We start from the raw sequence: 17,584 nt of genomic DNA, 5'->3' as shown, positions 1-17,584 counted from the left end.
GGCGCTGCGATAACAGCGTCGGAATTTTCTTGCTGCGCTATAGCCCAATTCATGGAGTGAAGTAGGCTTTTTTAACGCGGGTCAAATCGACTCAAAACCAGGCGATCACGCCAGTTTTAACTTCACCCTTGTAGACCGTCCTGCCCACCCCCATATTGGGGCGACTGACGCGTGAAGGAATCCAACTTGAGCGAACTTCTCAACCGCCGCCTGGCCCTGCTCGGCAAGCGCGAACACCTCTCCCTGCTAGAGCAGTGCTTGCACGGCATCGAGCGTGAATGCCTACGTGTCACCGGTGAGGGTCGCCTGGCGCAAACGCCGCACCCCGAAGCCCTGGGCGCCGCGTTGACCCATGAACAGATCACCACCGACTACTCGGAATCGCTGCTGGAGTTCATCACTCCGGCCCTGCCCAACCCGGCCGATACCTTGAGCAGCCTGGACAAGATCCACCGCTTTGCCTACACCAAGCTCGGCAGCGAATACCTGTGGAGCCCCTCGATGCCGTGCCCGTTGCCGGCCGAGGAAGACATTCCGATTGCCTACTACGGCACCTCCAATATCGGACAGCTCAAGTACGTGTACCGCAAGGGCCTGGCCCTGCGTTACGGCAAGACCATGCAGTGCATCGCGGGCATCCACTACAACTTTTCCCTGCCGGAACAGCTGTGGCCGCTGCTCAAGGAGACTGAAGGCTTCGTCGGCACCGACCGCGACTATCAGTCCACGGCCTATATCGCGCTGATACGCAACTTCCGCCGCTACAGCTGGCTGCTGATGTACCTGTTCGGCGCATCGCCGGCCTTGGACGCGGGTTTCCTGAGGGGGCGCTCGCACCAATTGGAAGTGCTCGACGCCGACACCCTGTACCTGCCGTACGCCACCAGCCTGCGCATGAGCGACCTGGGTTACCAGAGCAACGCCCAGGCCGGCCTGACGCCGTGCTACAACGACCTGGCCAGCTACACCGACAGCCTGCGCGAAGCGGTGGCAACGCCCTATGCGCCCTATGTCGAAGTCGGCACCCACAAGGACGGTGAGTGGGTACAGCTCAACACCAACATCCTGCAGATCGAAAACGAGTACTACTCCAACATCCGCCCCAAGCGCGTGACCTACACCGGCGAGCGGCCGATCCAGGCGCTGATGGCCCGTGGCATCCAGTACATCGAAGTGCGCTGCCTGGACATCAACCCGTTCCTGCCGATGGGCATCGACCTGCCGGAGTCGCGTTTCCTCGACGCCTTCCTGCTGTACTGCGCGCTGAACGACAGCCCACTGTTCGCCGATAACGAGTGCGGCAACGCCACGTCCAACTTCCTCAGCGTGGTCAAGGAAGGCCGGCGCCCGGGCCTGCAATTGCAGCGCAAGGGCCAGGCCGTGGACATGAAGGAATGGGCCACCGAGCTGCTGGAGAAGATTGCCCCGCTGGCTGCGCTGCTGGATGAAAGCCACGGCATCACCGAACACAGCCAGGCACTGGACGCCCAACTGGCCAAGGTCAAGGACCCGTCCCTGACCCCTTCGGCGCAGGTACTGGCGGCGATGGCCGAGCGCAAAGAGAGTTTCGCGCAGTTCTCCCTGCATCAGAGCGAGGTGCACGCCGAGTACTTCCGCCGCGAGCCGTTGCCGGCTGAAGAGCAGGCACGCTTTGAAGAGCTGGCGCGCACGTCGCTGGCGCAGCAGGCGGAACTGGAGCAGAACGAAGTGGGCGATTTTGATGTGTTTGTCGGCTCGTACCAGGCGAGCATTCTGGCCATCAGCAACTAACTGAAGCCGAACCCGGCTCAAAATGTGAGAGGGGGCTTGCCCCCTCCCACATTTGCCCTCATCAAGCTCAAGATTCGCTTCAACCTTTCGCCCATAAGCTAATTCGAAAATGTTATTTATTTTCGGATTCTTAGATCATTTAGTCTCCTCACACGCCGACCCTCGGCCGCCTGATTGAGGAGCTTCCCCTTGAAACTGTTAACCCCTCTGCGCCTCCTGGCCGCGTTGTCCCTGGCCGGTGCCAGCCTGTTTGCCCAGGCGGCGGATGTAACCATCGCTTACCAGACCACCGTAGACCCGGCCAAAGTCGCCCAGGCCGACGGCGCATATGAAAAAGCCACCAACGCCAAGATCGACTGGCGCAAATTCGACAATGGTGCCGACATCATCGCCGCCATCGCCTCCGGCGACGTGCAGATCGGCTACCTCGGTTCCAGCCCGCTGACCGCTGCGATCACCCGCAAGGTGCCGGTGGAAACCTTCCTGGTTGCCACCCAGATCGGCGGTGCCGAAGCCCTGGTGGCGCGCAATGGTTCCGGGATCAACAGTCCCCAGGACCTGATCGGCAAGAAAGTCGCCGTACCCTTCGTTTCCACCGGCCACTACAGCCTGTTGGCCGCGCTGAAGCACTGGAACATCGACCCATCGAAAGTGACCATCCTCAACCTCGCACCGCCAGCGATCATCGCGGCCTGGAAGCGCGGTGACATCGACGCTACCTACGTATGGGACCCGGCCCTGGGCGTGGCCAAGGAAAACGGCAAGGTGCTGATCACCTCCGGCGAGCTGGCCAAGTTCGGCGCGCCGACCTTCGATGCCTGGATCGTGCGCAAGGACTTCGCGCAGAAGCACCCGGAAATCGTCACCGCCTTCGCCAAGGTCACCCTGGATGCCTACGCCGCCTACCGCAAAGACCCACAAGCCTGGCTCGCCGACACAGGCAACGTCGACAAACTGGTGAAACTCTCCGGCGCCAAGGCCAGCGACATCCCGCTGCTGCTGCAAGGCAACGTCTACCCGCTGGCCGCTGACCAGGTGACCCTGCTGGGTGCACCGACCACCAAGGCCGTGACCGATACCGCTGCGTTCCTCAAGGAACAAGGCAAGGTCGACGCCGTGCTGCCGGACTATGCCCCTTACGTCAGCGCCAAGTTCATCACTAACTGATCCAGGAGTTCATCGCGATGGCCTTGCTACAACTGGAGCGCATCAGCGCACAGTACCCAGGCGCCACAGAACCGGTACTGTCCGACATTTCACTCGACCTGGGGCCCCAGCAATTGCTGGTGGCCCTCGGCCCGTCCGGCAGTGGCAAGACTTCGCTGTTGAACCTGATTGCCGGCTTTGTCGAGCCGTCCGCCGGGCGCATCACCCTCGATGGCGTGCCGGTCAAAGGCCCCAGTGCCGAACGCGGCGTGGTGTTCCAGGACGACGCCCTGCTGCCCTGGCAGGACGTGCTGGCCAATGTCGGTTTCGGCCTGGAACTGGCCGGCGTGCCCAAGGCGCAGCGTGAAGTGCGCGCCCAGGAAATGCTCGCGCTGGTGGACCTCGCCGGCTTCGACAATCGCCGCATCTGGCAACTCTCCGGCGGCCAGAAGCAACGCGTCGGCCTGGCCCGCGCCCTGGCCGCCGACCCGCGCGTGCTGCTGATGGACGAACCCTTCGGCGCCCTCGATGCCTTCACCCGTGAGCAGATGCAGGAACTGTTGCTGCAAGTCTGGCGGCGCACGGCCAAGCCGGTGTTCCTGATTACCCATGACATCGAAGAAGCGGTGTTCCTCGCCACCGACCTGATCCTGTTGGCGCCCAACCCGGGCCAGATCGTCGAACGCCTGCACCTGGACTTCGGCCAACGCTACGCGGCCGGTGAGTCGGCGCGGGCGATCAAGTCCGACCCGCGCTTTATCGAAACCCGCGAACACGTGCTGGGCAAAGTGTTCTCGCAACGGCAGGTGTCCGCATGAGCAGCTACGAACTCCCCGCCACCGCTGCCAAGCCGCTCGCCCACACCGTTATCCCGGTGCGGCGCAGCCTGAGCACACGCTGGATCAGCCTGTTGACCCTGGTCGCCTTGCTGGCCCTCTGGTGGGCCGTCACCGCCACCGGCCTGATCGAACCGTTGTTCTTGCCACCGCCCTCCGCCGTGCTGCAAAAAGGCTGGCTGCTGGCGACCACGGGCTATATGGATTCAACCTTGTGGCAGCACCTGGGCGCGAGCCTCAGCCGGATCGGCCTGGGCCTGGGCTTCGCGGTGCTGACCGCCGTGCCGGTAGGCATTGCCATCGGCGCCAACCGCATCGCCCGCGGCATTCTCGACCCGCTGATCGAGTTCTACCGGCCGATTCCGCCCCTGGCTTACCTGCCGTTGATCGTGATCTGGTGCGGTATCGGCGAGCTGTCCAAGGTGCTGCTGATTTACCTGGCGATCTTTGCGCCGATCGCCATCGCCACCGCGACCGGCGTACGCACCGTCGACCCGGCCAAGCTGCGGGCGGCGCAGTCGTTGGGCGCCACCCGTGCGCAGCTGATTCGCCATGTGATCCTGCCGAGCGCCCTGCCCGACATCCTCACCGGGATGCGCATCGGCCTGGGTGTGGGCTGGTCGACCCTGGTCGCCGCCGAACTGATCGCGGCCACCAGCGGCCTGGGTTTCATGGTGCAGTCGGCGGCGCAGTTCCTGGTGACCGATGTGGTGGTGCTGGGGATCCTGGTGATCGCCCTGATCGCCTTCGCCATGGAAATGGGCCTGCGCGCCCTGCAGCGTAAGTTAGTGCCTTGGCATGGCCAGGCACATTGAGTGAGAACAGCATGAGCAGCCTGACCGTTACCCCCTTGAGTACCGCCCTGGGCGCCCAGATCAGTGGCGTCGATATCACCCAGCCGCTGAGCGCCGAACACCGCGATGCCATCGAACAGGCGTTGCTCAGCCATTCGGTGCTGTTCTTCCGTGGCCAGCCGATCACCCCGCAGCAACAGGCGCGATTCGCGGCGAACTTCGGCGACCTGCACATCCACCCGATCTACCCCAACGTGCCGGAACAGCCCGAAGTGCTGATCCTCGACACCGCCGTCACCGACGTGCGCGACAACGCCGTATGGCACACCGATGTGACCTTCCTGCCCACTCCGGCCCTCGGTGCGGTGCTGAGTGCCAAGCTGCTGCCGGCGTACGGCGGCGATACGCTGTGGGCCAGTGGCATCGCGGCGTACGAGGCGCTGTCCGAGCCGTTGAAGCGGTTGCTCGATGGGCTGACGGCTACCCACGACTTCACCAAATCCTTTCCGCTGGAACGCTTTGGCAACAGCGCCGAAGACCTGGCGCGCTGGGAAGAAACCCGCAGGAAAAACCCACCGCTGTCGCACCCGGTCGTGCGCACGCATCCGGTGAGCGGGCGTAAGTCGCTGTTTGTCAGTGATGGGTTTACCACCAGGATCAATGAACTGGAACCGGCGGAAAGCGAGGCGATCCTCAAGCTGCTGTTCGCCCACGCGACACGCCCGGAATTCACCCTCCGCTGGCGCTGGCAGGAGAACGACGTGGCGTTCTGGGATAACCGCGTGACCCAGCATTACGCGGTGGATGACTACCGGCCGCAACGGCGAGTGATGCATCGGGCGACGATTCTTGGGGATGTGCCGTTCTAAACCACACTGCAAATCAAATGTGGGAGGGGGCTTGCCCCCGATAGCTCTGGGTCAGTCAACTAATCAAGTGACTGACACACCGCCATCGGGGGCAAGCCCCCTCCCACATTGACCCAGTGGTGTCAGGTTATTCAGCGCTGGATGGCTTTTCCCACAAGTTAATTCCGCCTTCCTGCGCAAACCGATCGATCTCCGCCAGTTCTTCCGCGCTGAAGCTCAAGTTCTTCAACGCGCCGACGTTCTCGATGATCTGCTCCGGCCGGCTGGCGCCGATCAGCGCGCTGGTCACCCGTGGATCGCGCAGGGTCCAGGCCAGCGCCAATTGCGCCAGGCTTTGGCCACGGCGCTGGGCGATTTCATTCAACGCACGCACGTGGGCGATGTTGGTTTCAGACAGGTGCTTGGCCTGCAACGAACCACCACCCGGACGGTTGACCCGTGCGTCGGCCGGCACGCCATTGAGGTACTTGTCGGTGAGCAAACCCTGGGCCAGCGGCGTGAAGGCAATCACCCCGGCGCCGAGTTCTTCGGTGGTGTCCAGCAGGTCTTTTTCCACCCAGCGGTTAAGCAGGTTGTAGGCCGGTTGGTGGATCAGCAGCGGGACTTTCCACTCTTTGAGCAGCGCGGCGATTTCGCGGGTTTTCACCCCGGAGTAAGACGAGATACCGATGTACAACGCCTTGCCCTGTTGCACGGCGGTGGCGAGGGCGCTGGCGGTTTCTTCCAGGGGCGTGTCGGCATCAAAACGGTGGGAGTAGAAAATATCCACGTAGTCGACGCCCAGGCGTTGCAGGCTCTGGTCCAGGCTGGCCAGCACGTATTTGCGCGAGCCGCCGCCCTGGCCGTAGGGGCCAGGCCACATGTCCCAGCCGGCCTTGCTGGAGATGATCAATTCGTCGCGGTAGTGCTTGAAGTCTTCGCGCAGCAAACGACCGAAGTTGATCTCGGCGCTGCCGTAGGGTGGGCCGTAGTTGTTGGCCAGGTCGAAGTGGTTGATGCCCAGGTCGAACGCGGTGCGCAGCAGGGCGCGCTGGGTGTCGATCGGCGTGCTGTCGCCAAAGTTGTGCCACAGCCCCAGGGACAGTGCCGGCAGCACCAGTCCACTGCGGCCTACGCGGCGATACGGGATAGATTCATAGCGGTTTTCGGCAGCAATGTAAGTCATCGAATCCTCTCTTGGACGTAGGCAAATAAGGCCTGGGAATAACGATATTCCCAGGCCTTTTAACCAGCTGAATCGCTTAAGTCTGCCCTTCCGTTTTACAGCAATTTCCTACCAGAGTGGAACGACATAGCTGACATAGAAGCGGTTTTCATCCTGCACGGTGGCACCGGTGATGTCCGGACTGGCATGGGCGTTTTTCCACGTGACGCCAAGGCCTTTGAGGGTACCGGTCGGCACTTGATACGCCACCGCCACGTTTCGCTCCCATTCACTGGTGGTGCCCTGGGCAGTGCGGATGTCATCGCCGTGGGCGTAGGCGGCGGAGAAGGTCAGGCCGTTGAGGCCGAGTTTGCCGAAGTCATATTTGTACTGCGCCAGCCAGGTGCGTTCGCCGGCATGCTGGAATTTGTTCAGCTGCATGTTGGTCAGCGCCGGGGTGTCGGCACCCGAGCCTGGGCCTTGGCGCGCGTCACCGCTGTTTAGGCCGGAGTCGAGGTACGGGAAGTCGCTGTCGCCGCTGTTTTTCTGGATGCCCAGGCCGACGGTATGGCCGTCCAGGCTGTAGCTTTCCAGCAGGCTGACGGTGGACTGGTTGATGCGGCCCTTGCTCACGCCATCGCCATACAGGCCCGCTGCGGCAAAGTCCTTGTCGCCGTCGGCGTTGCCGCCCACACCCAGGCTGCGGAACACACGCACGTCGGTATCGATCGCACCGACCGACAAGGCGTCATGGCGCTTGGCACCGAGGAAGAACTGCTGGTAGTAATCCTCAAGGTTGGAGTACCACAGGCTGACAGTGGTGTTCTGTATGCCGGTGTAGTCCGCACCACCGAACAGGAAGCGGTCGCTCTCTTTGGTCCCGCCCGCGGTGATCATGCCCTGGTCGCCGGTTTCGTTGCGGATCTTGGTCTTGAAGATATCGCCGCCGGTGAAGGTGAAGTCGCTGAGGTCCTTGGACACCAGTTGCACACCGGTATTGGTCTGCTGGTACAGGCGCCCGTCGGTGTTGGCGAGTATCGGGTTGTTGCCGTACAGCGTACCGACGCGCAACTCATCCTTGGCAAAGCGCATCTTGAACGTCGGGCTGAGCACGCCGAACTGGTCGGCGGACTTGCCATTGTCCAGTGGGAACATGCTGCCGGGGTAGCGGCCCTGGTGATCCTTGTCGTTGAGGTCGCCGCCGGAGTCGAGCTTCAGGCCGTAGAACGCCTGCAGATCGAGGCCGAAGCCCACCGGCCCCTCGGTGTAGCCGGACTTGAAGTTGAATTCGAAACCCTGGCCCCAATCCCGAATGCTATGGGCCTTGGCATTGCTGCCCACCACGTCGCGCCCCTGCTGGTTGAGATAGCGGTTGAGCAGGGTCACGTCGGCGTGGCTGTCATCGATAAAATCGGCGTGGGCGGACAGCATAAAGCTCGCCATGGCGGCTCCCACCACAGGGCTTAAAAACGTCTTCATGGGTACCGGTCTCCGTCACTGTTCTGAAATGAAAGCGTCAAACGCTTCACACAATTACGCAGTGGCCAGATGACAGTTACGCGTCAAAACAGCGTCTTGACGGATGAAATTAAGTTTAAGAAAGCCCCGTAGAACGGGGCTTTGCGGGGAGTTGAGCGTCAGCGCACCAAGTGCAGGAACTGCAGGTGGCGCTCGTACTGGTCGAGGATGTCGTTGATGATCTGCTCCTTGGTGTAGCCCACCAGGTCGTAGTCCTGGCTGCCCTCGCTCAAGTGCACTTCCGCCCGGTAGTAGCGACGATTGTTGAGCTGCTTGGACCCCATGCCGCCGCGTGCAAATGAGGGCGTGAAATAGCCGCGCATCTGCACCTGGTACACGAACGGATGCTCTTCGCCGTGGCCGATTTCCAGGCTGACGCTGTCGTTGGACGGGTCGGGCTGGGTGACGACGTTGAGGCCTTTTTCGACAAACACCGCCGTCACTTCTTCGATCGCCGGACGCACCGTGGTCTCAAGGAACCGGTACACCTCGTCCCGCGACGGGAAATGCACGGCCTGGCTCAAACGCTGGCGCCAACCGCCGGTGCCCTTGCGGGAGCCCGACACCGGTGCCAGCGAATGCAACTGCGCAATCTGCTTTTGCGACTCGAGGTAGAAGGCCTTGTGCAGCCCCCACATCATCAGCAGCAGGATCAGCGAAAACGGCAACGAGGTCAGCACCACCGCCGATTTCAGCGAATCGATGCTGCCGGCAAACAGCAAGGCACTGGTGACCAGCGCGGTCATCGCACCCCAGAACACCCGCAGCCATTTCGGTCCATCTTCATCGGCGTTGCCGCCTTTGGACGAGAGGGTGGACAGCACTACGGTGCCCGAGTCAGCGGAAGTTACGAAGAACACGAAGCTGATAAACACCGTGACCGCGATGACGGTTTTGCTCCACGGGTAGGTTTCCAGCAGCAGGTAGAGGCTCATCGACGGATCATCGATGGCCGACTGGCCGAGGGCGGTCATGCCGTGGTTGAGCACCTGGTCGATGGCGCTGTTGCCGAAGATCGACATCCACGCCAGGGTGAAGCCCAGCGGGATCAGCAGCACGCCGAACACGAATTCGCGGATGGTCCGGCCACGGGAAATGCGCGCGATAAACAGGCCTACGAATGGCGACCATGCGATCCACCAGGCCCAGTAGAACACCGTCCAGCCGCCCAGCCAGTCGCTCGGTTTGTCGTAGGCGTACACATCGAAACTCTTGGTCGGCAACGCGCCCAGGTAGTCACCGATGTTCTGGATCAGGGTGTTGAGCAAGTGCTGGGTCGGCCCGGCGAACAACACGAACAGCAGCAGCGCGCAGGCCAGCAGCATGTTGATGTCGGACATCACCCGCACGCCCTTGTCGACGCCGGCCACGGCGACCAGAATCGCCGCGCCCATCATCAGGGTGATCAGGCCGACCTGGATCCACTGGGTGTGGGCAACGCCGAACAGGTAGTCGAGGCCGGAATTGAGGTGCAGCACGCCAAAGCCCATGTCGGCCCCCAGGCCGAACACCGTGGCAATGATGCCGAAGCCATCCACCGCATAGCCGATAGGGCCATTGATGCGCTTGCCGATCAGCGGGTACAGCGCCGAGCGCAACGCCAGCGGCAGGTTATGCCGGTAGGCGAAATACGCCAGCGCCATGCCGACAAACGCAAACACGCCCCAGCCGTGCAGGCCCCAGTGCAGGAACAGCACCTGCATGGCCTGGCGCGCGGCGTCGGCATTCATGGCCTCGCCCTGGGGCGGTTGCACCAGGTGCGTCAGCGGCTCGGACACGCAGAAGAAGAACAACGTGATGCTGATCCCGGCGGCGAACAGCATGCCGGCCCAGGACAGGTAACTGAATTCGGGCTCGTCGTGGTCGGCACCGAGTTTTATCTTGCCGTAGCCCGATAGCGCGGTGACCACCACGAAGACCAGATACAGGGTCATCGCCAGCATGTAGTACCAGCCGACCGTGTTGGCCGCCCAGTTTTGCGCCGCCAGTAACCAGGCACCGGCCTGTTGCGGGATAGCGATGACAGTGATGCCGAACAGCAAGATGAAGGTGGCGGCAAAGTAGAAGACCGGCGCATTCATGCGCACCAGGCCGCTGGATGGGGTGGACGATGCACTCATGAACGATGCACCCCGAGGGTGAGGGATGTGGCTGTATAAAACGGACTCAGCAAAGGTAAGCCTCCTGTTGTGAGCGGGCAGCGAACCACCGGGTTTAACTTGAACGAACGTTCAAGTTAAACATGAATCGGCGGTTTGGGGCTAATCGCAGGGCTGAGTGGTATGACGGGTGAGCAAAGGAAATCGTTCAGCGACTGCTGACTGAAATACGGGCTCCATGTGGAATGCCGTCAAAATGTGGGAGGGGGCTTGCCCCCGATGGCGGTGGGTCAGCCAATTCATTTTTGACTGACACTCCGCTATCGGGGTGCAAGCCCCCACACAGGGTTTTGTGTGATTTTTAAGACCGGCGCTATTTTTGCGCCCCATCATCATGCTGCAGATTCGCCTGCGTAATATTCGCCCCCGCCGGCACACTGCGGGTCAGCCACACATTGCCGCCAATGGTCGAGCCCTTGCCGATGGTGATGCGCCCGAGGATCGTCGCCCCGGCATAGATCACCACATCATCCTCGACAATCGGGTGGCGCGCATGGCCCTTCTGCAACTGCCCATCTTCGTCCGCCGGGAAGCGCTTGGCCCCCAAGGTGACGGCCTGATAGATGCGCACCCGCTCGCCGATGATCGCGGTTTCGCCGATCACCACGCCCGTGCCGTGGTCGATGAAGAAGCTCGGGCCGATCTGTGCGCCGGGGTGGATATCGATGCCGGTGGCCGAGTGGGCGATTTCCGCGCTGATCCGTGCCAGCAGCGGCAAGCCGGCGCGGTACAGGTGGTGGGCCAGGCGATGGTGAATCACCGCGAGGATCCCCGGGTAGCACAGCAGCACCTCATCCACGCTGCGCGCGGCCGGGTCGCCGTGGTAGGCGGCGAGTACATCGGTGTCCAACAGGCTGCGCAAGGACGGCAAGGCCAGGGCGAAATCCTGGATCAGCCGGATGGCATGGGCGTCGATCTGGCTGTCATCCTCGCCGCCCTGGCGCGCGGCATAGCGCAACTCCAGGCGCGCCTGGGCCAGCAAGGCATTCAGCGCAACGTCGAGGGTATGGCCGACGTAGAAATCTTCACTTTCTTCACGCAAGTCCGCCGGCCCCAGGCGCATCGGAAACAACGCACCGCAGAGGGACTCGAGAATCTGGGCAACGGCTTCACGGGACGGCAATTCGCGGCCGCCATGCTCGCCGCTCAAGCGGCCATTGCGTGTTCGCCACTGGTCACGGGCGCTGCGCAGTTGGCTGACGATGGTCTGTAATTGCCAATGGCTGGAACGCTCACTCACGGTATTCACTCCTGACGTAATGGCCATCACTTTACGGTATCCACCCTGGCCGCCCTTAAGAACCAATGGTGTGATGCTAAGAACCATCAGGCATAAGCGATTGACGGTTGCTCGATGAAAAGTGCCTGCCTATAGTCGCTCCATCCCTTAGCCACCGTGCGTAGCCATGATCAAGCAACAGCTCGACCGTTTTAACCGCCTGGAACTGCTCGGCGGCGCCACCGCCCTGGAAAAACTCGAACGGCTGTCGACCTGGTTGGGACGCGACATCTACGTCAAGCGCGACGACACCACGCCGCTGGCCATGGGCGGCAACAAGCTACGCAAACTCGAATACCTGGCAGCCGATGCCATCGCCCAGGGCGCCGATACCCTGGTGACCGCCGGCGCGATCCAGTCCAACCACGTACGCCAGACCGCCGCCCTCGCCGCCAGGCTCGGCCTGGGCTGCGTAGCCCTGCTGGAAAACCCCACCGGCACCGAAGACCCCAACTACCTGGGCAACGGCAACCGCCTGCTGCTGGAGCTGTTCGACGCCAAGGTAGAGTTGGTGGAAAACCTCGACAACGTCGACGACCAACTCAACGCCCTTGCCGATCGCCTGCGCAGCAACGGCAAGAAACCGTACCTGGTGCCCATCGGCGGCTCCAATGCCCTCGGCGCCCTCGGTTACGTACGCGCCGGCCTGGAGCTGGCCGCACAGATCGAAGACAGCGGTATCGAATTCGCCGCCGTGGTGCTGGCCTCCGGCAGCGCCGGTACCCACAGCGGCCTGGCCCTGGCCTTGAGTGAAGTGCTGCCGCAGTTGCCCGTGATCGGCATCACCGTATCGCGCACCGAAGAAGCGCAGTTCCCGAAAGTCCAGGGCCTGGCCGAACGCACGGCCGAGTTGCTCGGCGTGGACATCCCCGACGCGTTCAAGGTGATCCTGTGGGACGAATATTTCGGCCCCCGTTATGGTGAACCGAACGCCGGCACCCTGTCGGCGGTCAAGCTATTGGCGAGCCAGGAAGGCCTGCTGCTGGACCCGGTCTACACTGGCAAGGCCATGGCCGGCTTGCTGGACGGTATCGGGCGTCAGCGTTTTGAAGACGGGCCGATTATTTTCCTGCATACCGGCGGGGCACCGGCGTTGTTTGCCTATGACTCGGTTTTCAACTGAATAAACGCGGGCTAAATGTGGGAGGGGGCCTGCCCCTCCCATATTAGACTCGCCAAATATTCCTAAATAGAATATCAAATAAGATTTATATTATTTTCAAGTCTTAAAAGCCGGCTTTATCATCGCGCCGCAGGCGAAGACGCGCTACGCGCTTTAAGGCAGGATACGACTACCGCGTCACCTGCTTCGCTCAACATAAAAACACAGGGGCTCTTCATGACTATTTCTGTATTGCGTCGCACGTTGCTGGTTGGCACTTTGGGTCTGGCTCTCGGCGCCGGTTGGCTGGGCCAGGCGGTTGCCGGCGAGCAACTGGGCAACATCAAAAAGGCCGGCGAGATCAAAATCGGCCTGGAAGGCACCTACCCGCCGTTCAGCTTCGTCGATGAAAGCGGCAAGCTCAGCGGCTTCGAAGTCGAGCTGTCCGAGGCCCTGGCCAAAGAGCTGGGCGTGAAGGTCAAGCTGCAAGCCACGCCATGGGACGGTATCCTCGCCGCCCTGGAATCCAAGCGCCTGGATGCGGTGGTCAACCAAGTCACCATCTCCGAAGAGCGCAAGAAGAAGTACGACTTCTCCACGCCTTACACCGTGTCCGGTATCCAGGCGCTGGTGCTGAAAAAGAACGTCGACACCATCAAGACCGCCGACGACCTGGCCGGCAAGAAAGTCGGGGTAGGCCTGGGCACCAACTACGAACAATGGCTCAAGGACAACCAACCCAAAGCCATTATCAAGACCTATAACGATGACCCGACCAAGTTCCAGGACCTGCGCATCGGCCGTATCGACGCCATCCTGATCGACCGCCTGGCCGCCCTGGAATACGCCAAGAAAGCCCCGGACACCGCCGCTGCCGGCGACGCCTTCTCCCGCCAGGAAGCCGGTATCGCCCTGCGCAAAGGCGAGCCCGAGCTGCTTGAAGCGGTGAACAAGGCCCTCGACAAGCTGCGCGCCGACGGCACCTTGAAGAAGCTGTCCGAGAAGTACTTCAACGCTGACGTCACTCAATAATGGAAGCAGGTTTCCAACTCGCGCTGGACTCCGCGCCCTTTCTGCTCAAGGGCGCGTATTACACGGTGCTTCTCAGCCTTGGCGGGATGTTTTTCGGCTTGCTGCTGGGCTTCGGCCTGGCCTTGATGCGGCTGTCGCGCTTCAAGCTGCTGAGCTGGACAGCCCGCGTCTACGTGTCGTTCTTTCGCGGCACGCCCTTGCTGGTACAGCTGTTTTTGATCTACTACGGCTTGCCGCAAGTGGGCATCGAGCTGGATCCGATCCCGGCCGCCATGATCGGCTTCTCGCTGAACATGGCCGCCTACGCCTGTGAAATCCTGCGGGCCGCCATTGCCTCCATCGAGCGTGGCCAATGGGAAGCCGCCGCCAGTATCGGCATGACCCGTGCGCAAACCCTGCGCCGGGCCATCCTGCCGCAGGCAATGCGCACCGCCCTGCCACCGTTGGGCAACAGCTTTATTTCGCTGGTCAAGGACACCGCGCTGGCCGCCACCATCCAGGTGCCAGAACTGTTCCGCCAGGCTCAACTGGTGTCTGCGCGCACCTTCGAAATTTTCACCATGTACCTGTCCGCCGCCCTGATCTACTGGGTGCTGGCCAGCATCCTGGCGCATTTCCAAAACCGCCTGGAAGACCGGGTCAACCGGCATGACCTGGAGTCTTGAAGCATGATCGTGGTTGAAAAACTGACCAAACAATTCAACGGTCAGGTGGTACTCAACGGCATCGACCTGGAGGTCAAGGAAGGCGAAGTCGTCGCCATCATCGGCCCCAGCGGTTCCGGCAAGACCACCTTCCTGCGCTGCCTGAATTTCCTCGAAGAACCCACCAGCGGCCGGATCAAGGTGGGCGACATCCAGATCGACGGCAGCAAACCGCTCAACCAGCAACAAGGCCTGGTACGGCGCCTGCGCCAGCACGTGGGTTTTGTGTTCCAGAACTTCAACCTGTTCCCCCACCGCACAGCGCTGGAAAACGTCATCGAAGGGCCGACCGTGGTCAAGAAGATGCCGCGGGAAGCCGCTGTTGCCCTTGGGCGCAAGCTGCTGGCGAGGGTCGGCCTGGCGGGCAAGGAAGACGCCTACCCACGGCGCTTGTCGGGCGGCCAGCAACAGCGCGTGGCGATTGCCCGCGCGCTGGCCATGGAACCGGAGGTGATCCTGTTCGACGAACCCACCTCGGCGCTGGACCCGGAGCTGGTGGGCGAAGTGCTGGCGACCATCCGCAGCCTCGCCGAAGAAAACCGCACCATGGTCATCGTCACCCACGAAATGAGCTTTGCCCGCGATGTGGCCAACCGGGTGATCTTCTTCGACAAGGGCGTGATCGTGGAGCAAGGCGAAGCCAAGGCGTTGTTCGCCAACCCCAAGGAAGAACGCACCCGGCAGTTCCTGAGCAAGTTCCTCGCCCACTGATGTGGCGAGGGAGCTTGCTCCCTCACCACACAATCTGCTCCTACAGAAAACCCTCGCCATCCACGCGTAAACCCGCCGTCTCCCTGATCCAAAAATCCCCCGCCCAGTCAGACCCTTCTGAATCTGCTCCAACCTGCCGTTTAGCCTTTTGCCGCCATTGACGCTCCTTGGTCAACCCTCTTATCTAGCGTCCAGAGGATTGGATCCTATCCCGGCTACTCACTGAATCGTTCCTTTCAGCCCACCTGCGCACCCGCGCCACGGGGCTGGAACGATTGCTGCTGGCTGCATCAAGGAGATTACTTATGACGCGCACTGCAACCCCGGCCCTGCTCACGGCCCCCACCTTGCCCCAGGCTAACCGGCACGGCATCAACGCACTGGCGGCCAGTCAACTGCAGGTGGACATCGCGCCTTACCCCGGCATGGATGAGGGCGACCTGATCGAACTGTTCTGGAACAACTGCTTTGCCGCCTCACGCAGGGTGAGCGCGTGCAAGGTCGGCTCGCCGACCCATCTGCGGGTGCCGGAAAGTTTTGTGCTGGACGGCCTGGCCCAGGTGCATTACCAGGTCATGCAAGTCGGGCGTGCACCTGCCCGCTCGGCCGTGAAAGGTGTGTGTGTAAAGACCCGATACCCCGGCGGCCAGCCCTCCCCCCTGTACAGCGACGAAAACCACAACCTCGCCCCCGTCGGTTTGCCCGAGTCCATCCGTCGCTACGGCGTCAACGGTCGCCAGGTGCGACGGGGCATTCCGCTGACCATCGCGCCTTACCTGAACATGGCCACGGGCGATGCCATCACCCTGCGCTGGGGAGACGTACGCATGGACCTGCCCAGGATCCAGGCCAAAGCCGTCGGGGTGGTCGTGCAGGTGTGGGTGCCTTCGACGGTGATTGTCGAGGCCGGTGACGACAGCCGCCTGGAGGTGACGTACTGCATTCTCGATCGTGTCGGCAACAATTCGCGCTGGGCGCCCACACGTACGTTGCGCATTGCCGCCTGCGCGCCGAGCCAGCCGGCCGGGACCGCGCGGGTCTACCAACCACGGCCCCTCGGCTCACCCTGTGAACCGGGGTGACAGACCTTCTATGCATATTCCCAAAAGTTAGTTTATTTAAATATTTAACACGCTTAGGGTATATGCACCGGACCACCGGACATCTCTGATTTTTCTGTTTTTATTTCATTGAATGCGAGGTCGGTATGGTCAGAATTACCCCGGTGCATAACGCCAGGGCATTACGTGCAGCCAAGGAGCGGCGCTGATGTCTAACTTGGCTCTAACACCCCCCCAGAGTGATCTGGACGTTGCTCCCCTGCTGTTGCCGGCCACCGTGCTGCGCAACGATGCAGAGGCGCTGAAGGCTGCCCATGAGCTGGCCCAGGCCGCGCGCCTGCAAGCCGCCCAGCGTGACCAGCAACGCAAGCTGCCGTGGGCGCAGATCGAACAATTCACCCGCAGTGGGCTGGGCAGTATTTCCATCCCCCGCGAATACGGCGGCCCACAGGTGTCGTTCACCACCCTGGCGGAGGTGTTCGCGATCATCAGCGCGGCAGACCCGGCCCTCGGGCAGATCCCGCAGAACCATTTCGGCATTCTGCAGGTGTTGCAGGGCGCCGCCACCGAGCGTCAGAAAGAGCACCTGTTCCAGAGCGTGCTCGACGGCTGGCGCATCGGCAATGGCGGACCTGAACGCGGCACCAAAAACACCCTGGAGCTCAAGGCGCGCATCACCGCCCAGGGCGATGGTTACGTGATCAGCGGCCAGAAGTTCTACTCCACCGGCGCGCTGTTTGCCCATTGGGTGGCCGTGAAGGCGCTGAACGACGACGGCAAGCAGGTCATGGCGTTTGTACGCCGTGGCACCGCAGGGCTGCGCATCGTGGATGACTGGTCGGGCTTCGGCCAACGCACCACCGCCAGCGGCACCGTGCTGCTGGACCGCGTGCCCGTGGACGCCGAACTGGTCGTAGACAACTGGCGCATCGGCGAAAGCCCGACTATCCAGGGCGCCGTTTCCCAACTGATCCAGGCCGCCATCGACGCCGGCATCGCCCGTGGCGCGCTGGATGACACCATCGCCTTTGTGCGGGAGCGTTCGCGCCCGTGGATCGACGCCAAGGTCGAGCGCGCCAGCGATGACCTCTACGTGATCGCCGATATCGGCAAGCTGAAGATCGAACTGCACGCCGCCGAGGCGCTGTTGCGCAAGGCCGGGCAAGTGCTGGACCAGGTCAGCGCCGCGCCGATCACCGCACAGTCCGCCGCGCGTGCGTCGATTGCCGTGGCCGAAGCGAAGGTGCTCACCACTGAAGTGTCGTTGCTGGTCAGCGAAAAGCTCTTCGAACTGGCCGGCAGCCGCGCCACCCTCGCCGAATTCAACCTCGACCGTCACTGGCGCAACGCCCGGGTGCACACCCTGCACGACCCGGTGCGCTGGAAGTATCACGCCGTCGGCGCCTATCGCTTGAACGGCACGTTGCCGGCTCGCCATTCCTGGATTTAACCGACCAGA

Annotated in this window: 15 protein-coding genes; 11 read left to right on the top strand and 4 right to left on the bottom strand. The window is 62.2% G+C overall.

Going from position 1 to position 17,584, the window contains the following annotated elements; all coding sequences use genetic code 11:
- The first annotated feature begins 186 nt into the window (after window positions 1-186).
- The 5 genes from gshA to tauD all read left to right on the top strand — a co-directional run bounded on the left by gshA (window position 187) and on the right by tauD (window position 5,415).
- Window positions 187-1,770: a glutamate--cysteine ligase gene (gshA, locus tag BLQ09_RS23010; RefSeq protein ID WP_027605153.1), complete on the top strand. Its 1,584-nt coding sequence runs from the start codon at window positions 187-189 to the stop codon at window positions 1,768-1,770.
- 189 nt (window positions 1,771-1,959) lie between these two features.
- The gene (tauA, locus tag BLQ09_RS23005) at window positions 1,960-2,937 is read left to right on the top strand and encodes a taurine ABC transporter substrate-binding protein (RefSeq protein WP_027605154.1); all 978 of its coding nucleotides are present in this window, start codon (window positions 1,960-1,962) and stop codon (window positions 2,935-2,937) included.
- A gap of 17 nt (window positions 2,938-2,954) precedes the next feature.
- On the top strand, window positions 2,955-3,734 hold the full coding sequence (gene tauB / locus BLQ09_RS23000; RefSeq protein ID WP_092358668.1) for a taurine ABC transporter ATP-binding subunit: 780 nt from the start codon (window positions 2,955-2,957) through the stop codon (window positions 3,732-3,734).
- Window positions 3,731-4,567 carry a taurine ABC transporter permease TauC gene (gene tauC, locus BLQ09_RS22995; protein WP_092358666.1) on the top strand — a complete coding sequence of 279 codons (837 nt, stop codon included), beginning with the start codon at window positions 3,731-3,733 and terminating at the stop codon, window positions 4,565-4,567. The genes tauB and tauC overlap by 4 nt, the downstream gene beginning before the upstream one ends.
- A gap of 11 nt (window positions 4,568-4,578) precedes the next feature.
- Window positions 4,579-5,415, top strand: a complete 837-nt coding sequence (gene tauD, locus BLQ09_RS22990) for a taurine dioxygenase (protein WP_092358664.1) — start codon at window positions 4,579-4,581, stop codon at window positions 5,413-5,415.
- 127 nt (window positions 5,416-5,542) lie between these two features.
- On the opposite strand, the gene mgrA is transcribed toward tauD, so the two are convergent.
- The 4 genes from mgrA to epsC form a co-directional block, all read right to left on the bottom strand.
- Window positions 5,543-6,580 carry an L-glyceraldehyde 3-phosphate reductase gene (gene mgrA / locus BLQ09_RS22985; protein ID WP_027607827.1) on the bottom strand — a complete coding sequence of 346 codons (1,038 nt, stop codon included), beginning with the start codon at window positions 6,578-6,580 and terminating at the stop codon, window positions 5,543-5,545.
- Window positions 6,581-6,688: 108 nt separating this feature from the next.
- Complete coding sequence (locus BLQ09_RS22980; RefSeq protein ID WP_043293797.1) at window positions 6,689-8,038, bottom strand: OprD family outer membrane porin; 1,350 nt, start codon at window positions 8,036-8,038, stop codon at window positions 6,689-6,691.
- A 158-nt stretch (window positions 8,039-8,196) separates the two neighbouring features.
- The gene (gene betT / locus BLQ09_RS22975; RefSeq protein ID WP_162844283.1) at window positions 8,197-10,158 is read right to left on the bottom strand and encodes a choline transporter BetT; all 1,962 of its coding nucleotides are present in this window, start codon (window positions 10,156-10,158) and stop codon (window positions 8,197-8,199) included.
- A 391-nt stretch (window positions 10,159-10,549) separates the two neighbouring features.
- Complete coding sequence (gene epsC, locus BLQ09_RS22970; RefSeq protein WP_027607830.1) at window positions 10,550-11,476, bottom strand: serine O-acetyltransferase EpsC; 927 nt, start codon at window positions 11,474-11,476, stop codon at window positions 10,550-10,552.
- 166 nt (window positions 11,477-11,642) lie between these two features.
- Here epsC and BLQ09_RS22965 point away from each other — a divergent pair, with 166 nt between their 5' ends.
- From BLQ09_RS22965 to BLQ09_RS22940, 6 genes are all read left to right on the top strand, one after another.
- A complete protein-coding gene (locus BLQ09_RS22965; RefSeq protein ID WP_065948523.1) occupies window positions 11,643-12,638 on the top strand; it encodes a D-cysteine desulfhydrase in 996 nt (331 codons plus the stop codon).
- A gap of 216 nt (window positions 12,639-12,854) precedes the next feature.
- Window positions 12,855-13,649 (top strand): cystine ABC transporter substrate-binding protein, encoded by a 795-nt coding sequence (tcyJ, locus tag BLQ09_RS22960; protein ID WP_027607832.1) that lies wholly within the window; start codon window positions 12,855-12,857, stop codon window positions 13,647-13,649.
- Window positions 13,649-14,314, top strand: coding sequence for a cystine ABC transporter permease (gene tcyL, locus BLQ09_RS22955; RefSeq protein WP_027607833.1), 666 nt, complete (start codon window positions 13,649-13,651; stop codon window positions 14,312-14,314). The genes tcyJ and tcyL overlap by 1 nt, the downstream gene beginning before the upstream one ends.
- 3 nt (window positions 14,315-14,317) lie before the next feature.
- Entirely contained in the window at window positions 14,318-15,064 is a 747-nt protein-coding gene (gene tcyN / locus BLQ09_RS22950) for an L-cystine ABC transporter ATP-binding protein TcyN (RefSeq protein WP_027607834.1), read from the top strand.
- Between the two features lie 305 nt (window positions 15,065-15,369).
- Window positions 15,370-16,146 carry a hypothetical protein gene (locus tag BLQ09_RS22945; protein WP_027607835.1) on the top strand — a complete coding sequence of 259 codons (777 nt, stop codon included), beginning with the start codon at window positions 15,370-15,372 and terminating at the stop codon, window positions 16,144-16,146.
- 187 nt (window positions 16,147-16,333) lie between these two features.
- Window positions 16,334-17,575, top strand: a complete 1,242-nt coding sequence (locus tag BLQ09_RS22940) for an SfnB family sulfur acquisition oxidoreductase (RefSeq protein WP_027607836.1) — start codon at window positions 16,334-16,336, stop codon at window positions 17,573-17,575.
- Window positions 17,576-17,584 lie beyond the last annotated feature (9 nt).

The sequence above is a fragment of the Pseudomonas sp. NFACC25 genome (assembly GCF_900100935.1).
Taxonomy (GTDB): domain Bacteria; phylum Pseudomonadota; class Gammaproteobacteria; order Pseudomonadales; family Pseudomonadaceae; genus Aquipseudomonas; species Aquipseudomonas marginalis.
Note: the sequence above shows the minus strand (reverse complement) of the source record. Positions and strands in the feature narration are given on the sequence as shown.

What these genes read in the sequence shown, in the direction of transcription:
- mgrA (WP_027607827.1), bottom strand. Translation starts at nt 6,580, where the DNA reads ATGACTTACATTGCTGCCGAAAACCGCTATGAATCTATCCCGTATCGC.
- BLQ09_RS22980 (WP_043293797.1), bottom strand. Translation starts at nt 8,038, where the DNA reads ATGAAGACGTTTTTAAGCCCTGTGGTGGGAGCCGCCATGGCGAGCTTT.
- tauD (WP_092358664.1), top strand. Translation starts at nt 4,579, where the DNA reads ATGAGCAGCCTGACCGTTACCCCCTTGAGTACCGCCCTGGGCGCCCAG.
- tcyL (WP_027607833.1), top strand. Translation starts at nt 13,649, where the DNA reads ATGGAAGCAGGTTTCCAACTCGCGCTGGACTCCGCGCCCTTTCTGCTC.
- tauB (WP_092358668.1), top strand. Translation starts at nt 2,955, where the DNA reads ATGGCCTTGCTACAACTGGAGCGCATCAGCGCACAGTACCCAGGCGCC.
- tcyN (WP_027607834.1), top strand. Translation starts at nt 14,318, where the DNA reads ATGATCGTGGTTGAAAAACTGACCAAACAATTCAACGGTCAGGTGGTA.
- BLQ09_RS22965 (WP_065948523.1), top strand. Translation starts at nt 11,643, where the DNA reads ATGATCAAGCAACAGCTCGACCGTTTTAACCGCCTGGAACTGCTCGGC.
- tauC (WP_092358666.1), top strand. Translation starts at nt 3,731, where the DNA reads ATGAGCAGCTACGAACTCCCCGCCACCGCTGCCAAGCCGCTCGCCCAC.
- tcyJ (WP_027607832.1), top strand. Translation starts at nt 12,855, where the DNA reads ATGACTATTTCTGTATTGCGTCGCACGTTGCTGGTTGGCACTTTGGGT.
- BLQ09_RS22940 (WP_027607836.1), top strand. Translation starts at nt 16,334, where the DNA reads ATGTCTAACTTGGCTCTAACACCCCCCCAGAGTGATCTGGACGTTGCT.
- BLQ09_RS22945 (WP_027607835.1), top strand. Translation starts at nt 15,370, where the DNA reads ATGACGCGCACTGCAACCCCGGCCCTGCTCACGGCCCCCACCTTGCCC.
- betT (WP_162844283.1), bottom strand. Translation starts at nt 10,158, where the DNA reads ATGAATGCGCCGGTCTTCTACTTTGCCGCCACCTTCATCTTGCTGTTC.